Below are 11,455 nucleotides of genomic sequence, written 5' to 3' on the forward strand. Positions count from 1 at the left end.
AGGTAACCGGAGAGATTTTATTATGGAAAACACCAAGACAGTGTCGAGTAACAATAAGATCTCTGACGGTACGCAAGCCGATCCGTTATCTAATTCAGATGAGGTTAATGCTAATGTTGACGAAATAACTGATATTTTTAATAAGGTATCAAAAGTCGCGCAAGATATTGGGCAGTGGTCAGAATCTACTGTCCAACTTTTCTTTATGGAAGTCTCTAGAAATGTTGTTGTGGCGAAAAAATTTCTTGTTTGCCAACTTTTGTTTATTCCTTTATTGGTACTTTTTATTTTCAGTATATGTGTCAGTGTAGGAATTGTTTCATATAGCATTACTCACAACATGCTTATCGGAGTAGGACTATTTTTATTCACAATGAGTGTGGTTTTAGTCGGTTTAGTTTACTGGCAAAAATACCTAATGCAGTTTTTTGGCTTTAAAGACACTATCTCGCAATTAAAGGAGGGTATGGATGTCATCTCTAAAGCATCTCAATCACTCGATTAAGCTAAAGCGTATGCAAGGTAACGTATCAGCTAGACAGAGTGAATTATCGATCAATTTATTACTTTACTCTGTTAAAAAACAAACCCAAAAGCATCCTTTTGGGGTCACTATTGTTGTCACCATAGCCACTATTATCTTTGCTAAATATAGACGCAATATTAAATCACTTTATCCTATGGCATCTTTAGGTTTTAATTACTTTAAGTAAAATTAAAACCGAATAAATAATGATAATAGTCATTATCTTGCTCATCATATTATCAAGTTAATTGTTTGCATTGTAGTGAGTCTGAATAGTGGTTACTCCTATACCTAGGTTTCCGCTTGGTGCTATAAGGTGTCAAGGCGTATTGTTTTTGGCACTGTTGGTAATAAGCGTGTCACAGTATTTTAATATTGCTTGTTTCTTTGATATCAAATAATCAAGAGTGATTCTACTCATTGGCATAATAGCTGTTATTGCGTCACTGTTGATTGTCTTATGGTAGCGACTGGCATCAAAAATCTACCTCTAGCGCTATAATCATTTATATGATTAATCAATACTTCGCAACGTAAACTTTGATACCACATTGATTTTGGTTGTTATCAATGTGACTTATCGCATATATTTTAAAGATGTTAATTATTTACTGATTAAAGTCGTGAGTCATCACATACAAGTAATACTGATTGTTTAATAATCGGCTCACTTATTTACTTAATGACGTTTAATATATCAACATGACCATAAAAGATATCATCGATGAGGAAGTCACTTATCCGTCGGATTATATGATTCTTTCGACAACCGATTTAGACAGTATTATTACTCATGTTAACGATGACTTTATGACTGTCAGTGGTTATAAAGAAGATGAACTTATCAATCATCCCCACTGTACAGTTCGTCATCCTGATATGCCTAAAGCTGCATTTAGTGACCTATGGGACACTATTAAGCAGGGGAAAAGCTGGATGGGATTGGTGAAGAATCGCTGCAAAAACGGTCAATATTATTGGGTTAATGCTTATGTCACCCCGATTAAACGTAATGGGATTATTTGCGAGTACCAGTCGGTAAGAACTCAGCCTGAAGCAGAGCTGACTGAACGCGCCCAAGCCTGTTACGATGCCATTAATGCTGGAAAAGCCGCCAAGCCAAAGTTTGGCGCCAGTATTATTACCAAACTCTTATTGGCTTGGTTGTTATCAGTAGGGTTATTGATGTCCTTACCTTACTCCAATGGTTTTTTCACGGTACTCGCATTTATTGTGGCCATTATCTGTTTTTGTCGGCCGCTTTATGTTCTTAAGCAGCGTTTTAGCCAAATCCTGATGTTGAGTGAAAAAATACACGATAATCCGCTAAATCAATTTGTTTACACAGGTTATACCGATGAGCTTTCCCATATCGAGTTAAGTCTACGGATGCAAAAAGCTGAAACGCTGGCGGTGGTTGGACGTATAAAAGACAGTGGCGAGGAATTGCAGCAAGGTTTAGAAGAGCATCAACAACAAAATCAAGCAAATCAAAACCAGTTGGTGACGCAGTCGCAAAACCTGGAGCAAGTTGTCACAGCCATCGGCCAAATGAGCTCTTCGGTTACCGATATCGCTAAAAATACCACAAATTCAACAACAGAAATTCATCACTTAGTTAACCAAATACAGTCAACTAAGGCGGCATTAGCTAGCAGCCAAATCGCGACTACGGAAATTAATAACTTATTGGAGGAGTCTCGTCTTGCTATTTCTTCATTGGATCAGCAATGTCAAAACGTAAACCAAGTGGTCGATGTGATCGAGAGTATTGCGCAGCAAACAAACTTACTTTCACTCAATGCTGCTATTGAAGCTGCGAGAGCTGGAGAGTCGGGCAGAGGATTTGCGGTGGTCGCAGACGAGGTACGTAACTTGGCCAGTCGCTCGGCAACTTCTGCACATGAAATACACGCTATTATCAATACACTGAGTCAGACAACCGCAAAGGCGGTTGCGCAAATGGAACGAAGTGATATTTTGACCAATAGGAGTATCGATTCCAGTAAAATGCTCGAGCAAAGCCTGATTTCGGTGAGCGAAGTGATGGGAATTATCGAAAGTAATGGCGAGCAAATTTCAGTTGCTGCAGAAGAGCAAGCTGCTGTTGTTAATCAAATTTATACTAATGCTATGATATTACAAGATGGCATTAATCAATTCGAACAGAATTGTCATCATGCAGCAATACATAGTCAAGAAATTAGCGGTCAGGGAAACCGTCAAACTGAGTTGGTAAATCAATTTAATTAGATTGTACTATCATCGATTTGGATCTGATGACTTAGCTAAGGCTGAGATCATTTTACTTTGCTTATCCTGTTGTTAATCGCTTCTGTTAGCTGCTTTTTAGATTCATCTTCGCCACAATATTCTGCGAAACCTAATCCCCAACCATGGGGGTTAACCTGGGTAGCGAGATCGACTACTCGGTAGCAATAATCTCCTTGTTTTACAATTCTATTAGGGTCTAATCGGTGATTTAAGGTGTTGGGCTGGCTTGTATCGACTTTGGGGGTTAACTCAATGAAATCTAATTGAGGATCCATTTCGCTCATGGTGCCAAGGGGTTTATTTTGTTGCGCTGTTTGGGTGCCTATGAGTTGCTCAAGCTGGTCGTTATGATGTTGCTTAATGTATTGACTTGCTGCTTCTTTAATGGATGCTGCAGTGTTAACTGTGTCAGAAGATGAGTTTGATGTTGAGTCTGTTTTTGGCTTGGCTTCTCTAAGTTGATTATTGAGTTTAACTGGCGAGATGGTCGTTTTTTTTATCAATATAGGTGTTATCTTAGCGGGCTCTCTGTTAATGAGTGCTGTCGTTTCTGCTGCTACAGATTCTACTGGTTTGAGTATTGTTGTAACCTGTGATTGTGGCACGTTTTCGGTGTCATTGATTTGTGACTGGTATTGTTGTGAGGTTATGAGGTAGCTTTTAATGGCTGAGTATTTTGTTGGCGTTGTGAGTGCTGTCATTCTTTGCTGTGCGTCTTGTTGCCAAAACCAACTAATAAACAATACCAGTACGCTGTGGATCACTAATGCGCAGACCAATGACTTAAATAAGTACGATTTATCAAATGTGTTCGCTTGTAAGTTGTTGCCTTCTTTATATGCGGTGATCGTATTCATTTAGCGTGCGTGTCGCCTTGGTTTTATGCTTGTTACTTTAGATTGTTAATAGAAAGTAAAGTTCAGTTCTATTGGCGAATTAGGCAGTTAAGTGAGTGGTACCGGTTAATGTGCGAGTATGGCATTTTTATAATAGGATTACTTTTTGCTTGTTATTTAGACTTTATGTTTTAGTATGAGGCATGAGACTTATCTGTTTAGAATAATGCTATAAATGAAATGTATAGCCAAATAGTAGCAAGTGAAAATTATACTTTTTAGCTGTATTCGCTATCAGAGGCTGATAGTTTGGTTTCTCCTGCGATTATTACGTTATTTTTCATCGAAAACACTTTCGTTATATTCTATTTACTTGTATCACCGCTGGTTTTTTATTGCTTAGTGGGGGAATTTTTGGGGTTATTGTAGGTAACGTTTTTGATAAATATGCTAATAAAGTTAACGCTTAATATTAAACGGTTATAGGTGAAATACGTTCTCTATTAGCCTGAAAAATCATTGCGTGCACTTTTTCTTAGCTCACTTTATGACACCTTTAAGTATCTATTTTAGGCGTCGATTTACGGTATAAAATGCAAAAGGACATGACATGAAATACCTATCAATTGTCATTATTACAGTATTATTTGGCTGTTCTTCTCAAGATTTTAGTGCGCAGATTAATGATCCGTTAATCGAGAAAATTACGGGTGGCGACTATTCACGTAATAGTGCTCAATGCCCCGCGATGAAAAGGCAATGTCCTGAAGATCAATATGAAGAATGGATTCAAAAAAATGGCCAAAAAGCGTGTGCGTGTAACTAGATTTTTACAATAAATAGCTTTGAATAAGGGCTGAAAAGCTAAAAAGAATTCAATGATAGTCATAACAATATTGGCGACTTCAACAGACTATTAAGCTCGTTTTATGTTGTGTTGATCGCATAGTTTTCTGTTAATGATAATGGAATATAGTCAATTATATTTGGATGTACAGGGAAGTAATACGATGATAAAAATCATTACTGTTGTTGTATTTTTGGTATTCGGTTTGTATGGAAATGTTCAAGCGAGTGACAGATATAAGCCGCAATCTAATTTATCATTATTACGTTCATTAGAACGTGGCTATATGATTATTGGCACTACACATACAAATGATGTTAATGATCTTCAGCTGGTCGATATAGAAAGACTTTTTAATGAGCTTAATCCCACTTTAGTGTTGCTAGAAGGTGGTTATTGGCCCGATAAAATGAATAAAGCTGAAGCGGTTAAGTGTTGTGGTGAAATGGCATTTTTACAATTTTTAGCTAAGCAGAATAATGTCAAAGTAACAACTTGGGAGGGTGATAGCCTAAGTGAAGCTAAATTTGTTTTAGAACAGTTTGATGAAGAAAGCCTAAAGGTATTTTATTTATTAAGGCAAGCTCCACAGTTGCTCAATAATACTAGCCTTGCTGAAGCTACAAATAAGATGACTATATTACTCGGTCAATCTGGTTTTCCTGCAACTGAATATCAACTACATGCGAAGCCACATTCAATTGCTGAGTTAGACATTATGTTGTCCACAATGGTGGGTAAGCCTATGTCATGGGTAGAGTTTACATCGGCGACTATTTTTGACCAGCAACTAAGCACCCTTGAATTTTCAAGGTTTCAAGCGATTAAACATCGTGTGAATGAATTTCGGGACCATAGCGCCATTAAAAAAGTGAAAAGCGCGCTCAATAATAATGAGCGGGTTATGTTCGTGGGTGGTGGGCTTCATTTTATGCCTGTCATGAATGCAATCATGCAGTGAGGTACCGCAGATATAAAACATATTATTATTTAACCTCAATTAGGAGGTTAAATAAGCGTATATCAAATATTCTTTTGCACCGTTAACTGAGATGTCTTCACTTACAATACCTTAGCTATTAATGCGTAATGTTGCCTTACTATAAGAGCAATGTTCATGTGTGAGTATTATAAGCTCAAGTTTAGCGACTTAACCCTCTTGTTCATCTATTAACTCAAGTTGTGGTTAGTCAGAATATCTGTGGTCATCACAGATAACTTTGGTTGATTATTCTTCAAGTCATATGGTGTGTATAGTCGATTTTTTCGAAAGGAAACGACACTATTATGCAATATTTATTCAGTTAGATGGCTGCTATGATTGAAAGATTATTTTTTAGTCGCCGAGGTTTTCATGAAAGTATTACAGCGTATTAACGCCTTGCCCGCAATGGACGGTGATGGTGTGAACATCAATCGTGTTGCTGACTTTGACAAGCTTCGTTTCGATCCATATTTAATGATTGATGAGATTAAGTCTGATGATGAACAAGATTTTATTGGTGGTTTTCCGCCGCATCCACATAGAGGTGTAGAAACCTTTACTTATATTCGTAAAGGTGGCTTTGAACATCGCGATCAAATGGGCAATGTTAAACCTATTCGTGCTGGTGACGTACAGTGGATGAGTACTGGCAGTGGCGTGGTGCATTCTGAAATGCCATTAGCCGATGCCAAAGAAGGGCTGCATGGGTTCCAAATTTGGATCAATATGCCAGCAAAACACAAAATGCGCCCGCCGATTTATCAAGACACCAGCCAACAGGCTAACCCACGTTTAGATAACGAACACGGTGCATCACTTGTTGCCTTGGCGGGGAGTTGGGGATTTATTAATCAACCACATAAGATTACGTCAGCTATTCAGGGGTTAGCTGGTCAAGGGGCCATTGCCGATTTAACCTTAACTGCATATGGTCATGGCACCTTGAGCCTTGCTGAGCACCAAACCGTATGCGTTTATGTGTATGCAGGTGAACTTAACTATATTGATTCACAAGGTCTACGTGAAACCGCAGGAGCAGGGCAGTTGTTAGTGTTGGACGCACAAGAAGTGTGCTGTTTTCAAACTGAGGCTACCGGTGCTGGGCTGTTAATATTAGCGGGCAAGTCTATTAATGAAAAAATTGTCCAGATGGGCCCGTTCGTAATGAATACCCGAGCTGAGATAGAGCAAGCTGTTCGCGATTATCAGCAAGGTCATTTTGGCCAAATTGTGTAGTCTTAGGTGCACCATAAGTAGAGCTCTCGGTAAATATTTGTCTGCGAACTAGCAATAAAATTGCTACAATAGCTGACATCTGGCTCGGGTTTGTTTTAATACCTGTGCTAACACCAATCTTATTTATTATCTGTTCCTTCTGGCAAGATAAATCGTTCAAAAATAGCAGTAAGCATTTTTTCATATACATCATTGTATATGTTCATTTTGTTTCGCTATTAACGGATTTTTTGCATGATAATGGCTCATTTATGTAATGGTATTGGTATATTTTTTTGCAGCTTTTGTCTGCTTTTTACCTTTCGATATCAGAGGATATTTGCCTTGAGTCAGTCTACAGAACAAGTCGTTAACCCGGCTTTCGCATCACTTAATTTAAAACCTGAATTGCTTGAAAACCTCCAAACTATGGGTTTTGAATCAATGACTCAGATCCAAGCCGAGAGCTTACCGCCGATTTTGGCTGGTGAAGATGTTATTGGTCAAGCGATGACTGGCTCGGGTAAAACTGCCGCTTTTGGTTTAGGGCTTTTGAATAAGTTGGATGTAAAACGCTTTCGTATCCAAACTATGGTGTTGTGTCCAACACGCGAATTAGCCGATCAAGTCGCTAAAGAAATCCGTACCTTAGCTCGTGGTATTCATAACGTAAAAGTGCTTACGCTTTGTGGTGGTGTTCCAATGGGGCCGCAAGTGGGTTCACTAGAACATGGCGCGCATATTATTGTCGGCACGCCGGGGCGGATTGTCGATCATTTAGATCGTAACCGTTTAGATTTAAGCAACATGGATACGCTGATTTTAGATGAAGCGGATCGCATGCTAGAAATGGGTTTTCAACAGCATATTGATCAAATTATTGCTGCCGCGCCGCGTGAGCGTCAAACGTTATTGTTTAGCGCGACTTTCCCTGATCAAATTAAGTCGATTGCCGATCAAATTATGTATAACCCAGTAATGGTTAAAGTTGAGGCTAAGCACGACAACTTAACGATTGATCAGCATTTCTACCGTATTGAAGATAGCCAAGGTCGTCTTGAAGCATTGCGTTTATTGTTACTGGATAAGCAGCCAGAAAGCTCTGTGGTGTTTTGTAATACCAAGCGTGAAACCCAACAAGTGGCTGACTCATTGCATGAGTTTGGCTTTAGTGTATTAGCATTGCATGGCGACTTAGAGCAACGGGATCGTGATCAAATGTTACTCCAATTTGCTAATCGTAGTGCGCGCATTTTAGTGGCCACTGACGTCGCGGCACGTGGTTTGGACATTGATGAATTAGATGCGGTATTTAATTATCATATTGCCTACGATACCGAAGTGCATATTCACCGTATTGGTCGTACTGGCCGTGCAGGCAGTTCGGGCAGCGCTTATACTTTCTTTGGTGAAGAAGATGGTTACAAAATGGCGATGATTGAAGAAGCCATGAATAAAGACGTGGTCAGCGAGCCTTTACCGCCAATGAGTGCGTTAAACAAGCAACCGCTTGCTGCTGAAATGGTTACAATTCAAATTGAAGCCGGTAAAAAGCAAAAAATTCGTCCAGGTGACATTGTTGGTGCATTAACCGGTGGTAATGGGTTAGATTTTAACGATATCGGTAAAATTAAAGTGACTGACATTCGTGCGTACTTTGCTGTAAAAAGTAATGTGTCTAAGCAAGCATTAAACATTATCAGTAAAGGTAAGTTAAAAGGCCGTAGCTACCGAGCTTGGTTTATGTAACGGCTGCACTTAAAACGAATCGCTTAAAACGTACAACTGATAACCCAATTTTGTCTAATTGCTATCCGTGAGATTCAATTGGGTTATCAATGAATAATAAAAAACCGGTGAACAATGTTCACCGGTTTTTTTATGTTTATCGCAAGTTAGCGGTTAACGAATTAGCTTTTTACTTTAGCGTTGGCATAAGGATTACTGCTTGCAGATGTGACTGGTGCAGTACCACTGCGACGTGGTGGACGATTACGCTGTGGTGGCTTATTACCATTGGCTCTTGCTGCAGCTTTAGGATCTACAGGCTTATCTTGTCCACGAGATTGCTGGCGAGAATCGTGGTTACGTGCAGGTTTTTCAGCTTGAGTGCCGTCATTGGCATGTTGTTGAGCATGCTTACTGCGGTTCGGGTTGGGCTTTTTGGCTCCACTGCCGCCAGATCTGCTACCTGCTTCTGGGATAGTAAACGGCGCTTCAAAACCAGCAAGTTGCTTACGCTCAATGACACGATTAATTAATCGTTCGATATCATGCAGTAGCTTAACTTCTTCAAGGCCGACTAATGATACTGCTTGACCTGTTGAACCTGCACGGCCAGTACGGCCAATACGATGCACATAATCTTCAGGTACGTTCGGTAAGTCAAAGTTAACCACAAATGGCAGTTGATCGATATCTATACCACGGGCAGCAATATCGGTCGCGACCATCACTTGCACCGCGCCGGCTTTAAAATCAGCCAAGGCTTTAGTGCGTGCTGTTTGGCTTTTATTACCATGTATGGCAGCGGCTTTAATGCCCGCAGCGTCCAGGCTTTTGGCTAAACGGTTAGCACCATGTTTGGTACGAGAAAACACTAACACTTGTTTCCAATCATTGGTTTTAATCAGTTCAATTAGTGCCAGTGATTTACGCGTTTTATCTACTGGATACACACATTGAGTCACAGTGTTTGCCGTGGCATTACGCGGCGTGACTGAAATTTCGACTGGATTGTTAACTAGACCTTTCGCCAACTCACGAATTTCATTCGAAAATGTAGCTGAAAACATTAAGTTTTGGCGTTTGGCAGGTAATAGTGCCAATACCTTTTTGATATCGCGAATAAAGCCCATGTCGAGCATGCGGTCTGCTTCGTCTAACACCAAAATTTCTAATTTGCTGAAGCTAATGGCTTTTTGCTGGCATAAGTCGAGTAAACGACCTGGCGTTGCCACTAAAATGTCAACTCCGTTTCTGAGCGCAGCTAATTGTGGCACGATAGACACACCACCAAATACTACCGCCGATTTGAGCGGTAAGTTGATGCCGTAAGTTGCGACGCTTTCTTGTACTTGTGCGGCAAGCTCGCGGGTAGGTGTTAACACTAATGCACGGACTTGACCACGTTGCGCGCGTTCACCTTTAGATAATAGTTCTAAAATTGGCAGGGTAAAACCAGCTGTTTTTCCTGTCCCTGTTTGTGCTGCTGCCATAACATCTTGGCCGGCTAAAACTGCTGGTATTGCTTGTGCTTGAATTGGAGAGGGGGTGTCGTAACCTTGTTTTTCAACCGCTTTTAAAATAGCAGCATTCAGACCAAGTGAGGAAAAACTCATAGAAAAATCTCTTTGGGCAACGCATTGTTGCTTTGAATAAAAGGTAGCCATTAACGGCGGCCGTGAAGCTTACCTGAAAACCGTTATAAGTGCTATCAAATCCCTGCGTGGCCAGCGATATATCCCCTCATAAAGCGACTCATAATGGGCTATTTAATCGTTAAAACGCGTCGATTTTGATGTCGAAATACAGCGATTTAATGAAATCGTGTTAATCTTCACACTTGGATCAGTGCTAAAAGTCGACTTATTACATACAATAAAATCATCACTCGTTTTGTATTAAATATATTCAGCGACTTAGCTGAGCTGGTTTACCATAAGGTGTCTTTTACTGATGAAATTAACGGCTCAAACCCACATAGAGAAAATGGCATATGAGCTGCGAGATCATGCTCATGCCGTGATCAAAAATGTGCTGTTAATGTCTAATATTTCAACCTTATCACTCCAGCTAGCTATGCGTGAGCTGGCGCAACATAGTCGAGTCTCATTGCATTTTCATCCCGATCAAATAGATAACCGAGGTCTCACTGTAGTTGATGGTTTATTTCGTGATGGCGTGTATAAAAGCCAGTTTGAAACCCACGTGTCTAATGGTCATTTATCACCCGAGTTAGGTGGGTCTCGTGACCATTGGGAAAACCAATTATTTGGGCACTGTTATTCTGGCATTAAGCATCGACCTAAATATGGTGCGTTAGATTTTGGTTTATGTCCGCTAGGCCCAGCACCTCGCTTTGGCAGCTGCTATTTAGTCACTCATCCTCAAGTCTTATCACGATGTACTTTTAGTTACATGGACTCTTATCGATTGCCTAAAGAAAAGGGCACCATAAAGTGCTTTGACGCAATTCTAGCGGCATTACTCAGTGAAAGTTTTGAGCGTCAATATGCGTTGGGGATTTCAGGACTTAAGCCGAGTAAGCTGATTGACTATTTTAGTCAGCATTTGACTGATGACATGAGCCACCGTTTTGACAAGGTGCCAAGTGGGAATTTAGACCATTATATTGAAGCTCAAATTCACGGCACTGTATCGCTGGATCAAGATATTGCTATGCTAGTGGCGGATCCCTCCTTTAAAGGGACGGCTATTGGTGATTCATTGATTGCTTTGTGCCATGAATACGAAATTGAATTGTATTGGCATCAAGGGCGGCAAATCAATGTTGCGCAAGTACCCGATGATTTCCGTGGTGCTGCTATGCCTATTTTGGCTCAAAGCATTGCTGAAGATGAGTTAATTAATGCAGAAATTATTGGTCGCGCGGCCTATCAATTGCAAAAAAAACCAGCTTCGTGGAGTGAGCGTGGAGCACATTCAAAAAAGCGACAAGACCTAAAGTTACTTTGGCACGTATTAGTAAAATATGGCCAGAGTCGTGATCAATAGTCGTGCTCAATAAACGGGGTTACCCACAGTAACTT

Annotated in this window: 10 protein-coding genes; 8 read left to right on the forward strand and 2 right to left on the reverse strand. The window is 40.2% G+C overall.

Going from position 1 to position 11,455, the window contains the following annotated elements; translation table 11 throughout:
* Positions 1-22: 22 nt before the first annotated feature.
* The 3 genes from GW828_RS06945 to GW828_RS06955 all read left to right on the forward strand — a co-directional run bounded on the left by GW828_RS06945 (position 23) and on the right by GW828_RS06955 (position 2,779).
* The gene (locus GW828_RS06945; protein ID WP_182741115.1) at positions 23-505 is read left to right on the forward strand and encodes a hypothetical protein; all 483 of its coding nucleotides are present in this window, start codon (positions 23-25) and stop codon (positions 503-505) included.
* The gene (locus GW828_RS06950; RefSeq protein ID WP_182741114.1) at positions 471-713 is read left to right on the forward strand and encodes a hypothetical protein; all 243 of its coding nucleotides are present in this window, start codon (positions 471-473) and stop codon (positions 711-713) included. The genes GW828_RS06945 and GW828_RS06950 overlap by 35 nt, the downstream gene beginning before the upstream one ends.
* Before the next feature lie 566 nt (positions 714-1,279).
* On the forward strand, positions 1,280-2,779 hold the full coding sequence (locus tag GW828_RS06955) for a methyl-accepting chemotaxis protein (RefSeq protein WP_273058239.1): 1,500 nt from the start codon (positions 1,280-1,282) through the stop codon (positions 2,777-2,779).
* A gap of 47 nt (positions 2,780-2,826) precedes the next feature.
* Here GW828_RS06955 and GW828_RS06960 read toward each other — a convergent pair whose 3' ends face one another.
* Positions 2,827-3,657, reverse strand: a complete 831-nt coding sequence (locus GW828_RS06960) for a hypothetical protein (RefSeq protein ID WP_273058237.1) — start codon at positions 3,655-3,657, stop codon at positions 2,827-2,829.
* A gap of 589 nt (positions 3,658-4,246) precedes the next feature.
* Between GW828_RS06960 and GW828_RS06965 the strand changes: the two genes are divergently transcribed.
* From GW828_RS06965 to dbpA, 4 genes are all read left to right on the forward strand, one after another.
* A complete protein-coding gene (locus tag GW828_RS06965; protein ID WP_182722602.1) occupies positions 4,247-4,462 on the forward strand; it encodes a hypothetical protein in 216 nt (71 codons plus the stop codon).
* 184 nt (positions 4,463-4,646) lie between these two features.
* The gene (locus tag GW828_RS06970) at positions 4,647-5,444 is read left to right on the forward strand and encodes a hypothetical protein (protein ID WP_273058234.1); all 798 of its coding nucleotides are present in this window, start codon (positions 4,647-4,649) and stop codon (positions 5,442-5,444) included.
* A 393-nt stretch (positions 5,445-5,837) separates the two neighbouring features.
* On the forward strand, positions 5,838-6,704 hold the full coding sequence (locus tag GW828_RS06975) for a pirin family protein (protein WP_273058232.1): 867 nt from the start codon (positions 5,838-5,840) through the stop codon (positions 6,702-6,704).
* A gap of 324 nt (positions 6,705-7,028) precedes the next feature.
* Entirely contained in the window at positions 7,029-8,432 is a 1,404-nt protein-coding gene (gene dbpA / locus GW828_RS06980) for an ATP-dependent RNA helicase DbpA (RefSeq protein ID WP_182697604.1), read from the forward strand.
* 161 nt (positions 8,433-8,593) lie between these two features.
* Here the strand turns inward: dbpA and GW828_RS06985 are convergent, their stop codons facing one another.
* The gene (locus GW828_RS06985; protein ID WP_124015407.1) at positions 8,594-10,024 is read right to left on the reverse strand and encodes a DEAD/DEAH box helicase; all 1,431 of its coding nucleotides are present in this window, start codon (positions 10,022-10,024) and stop codon (positions 8,594-8,596) included.
* Positions 10,025-10,361: 337 nt separating this feature from the next.
* On the opposite strand from GW828_RS06985, the gene GW828_RS06990 reads away from it, so the two are divergent.
* On the forward strand, positions 10,362-11,420 hold the full coding sequence (locus tag GW828_RS06990) for a DUF3626 domain-containing protein (protein WP_182697603.1): 1,059 nt from the start codon (positions 10,362-10,364) through the stop codon (positions 11,418-11,420).
* Positions 11,421-11,455: the final 35 nt, after the last annotated feature.

Origin of the sequence: Shewanella vesiculosa (genome assembly GCF_009994065.1) — a bacterium.
In the GTDB taxonomy this organism is placed as follows: Bacteria; Pseudomonadota; Gammaproteobacteria; order Enterobacterales; family Shewanellaceae; genus Shewanella; species Shewanella vesiculosa.